The sequence below is a fragment of the Roseimaritima sediminicola genome (genome assembly GCF_009618275.1).
Lineage (GTDB): Bacteria > Planctomycetota > Planctomycetia > Pirellulales > Pirellulaceae > Roseimaritima > Roseimaritima sediminicola.
Genome location: NZ_WIAD01000153.1, coordinates 1 through 603, shown reverse-complemented (window position 1 = coordinate 603; position 603 = coordinate 1). Strand labels below are relative to the sequence as shown.

Annotated in this window: 1 protein-coding gene; it reads left to right on the top strand. The window is 57.9% G+C overall.

What is annotated here, in order from left to right:
- Positions 1–15: 15 nt before the first annotated feature.
- The coding region (locus GE027_RS22665; protein ID WP_153559504.1) for a hypothetical protein at positions 16–603 on the top strand (588 nt) is incomplete at its 3' end.

Genomic DNA, 603 nt, shown 5'->3' with positions numbered 1-603 from the left:
GAGGCTCTCGCCGTCATGCATCTACGCCGCCGCCACCTTCTGTTCGTACTGCTGATTCTTGCCGCGTGGCTCAACGTCGCCGGTGCGTCCGGCTGGAATGACTACCAGCTGACGATTGATCCGGGTTACAAAATATGCCGAGCCAACTCGCTCGACGTCTGTCTTGGCCACAGCGATGGACAATTGATCTACGTCCCCAGCGATTACGCGCAGACGGGTCCGATCAATGCCTACAACGTCACGCCAACCCATATCTTCCTGCACACCCATGGACGAACACCACGGAACCTGTTCGAAGGCGACACGTTTGAAAATGTGGATCCATCGCAGCAGTTCTTCTTCGTGCTCGACAAGTCCGACGATCGCTTGACGGGTCCATTCACAATCGCGGAATTCCAGAAACAACCGGGCGTCCCCGCCGAGGAAAACCTCCAGTGGACCGAGCCTCGGAACCCGAACGCGGCATCAGCCGCGATAGTCGGTTGGATATTCCTATCCGCGGCCCTTCTCATGATCGGCTGGCCAATCTTTTTAATCGTCGGTGTTGCCGGCTTAGCTGTGTTCGTGGTGCGAGCCCAACGCCGCAAACTCCACGGGCCGTCT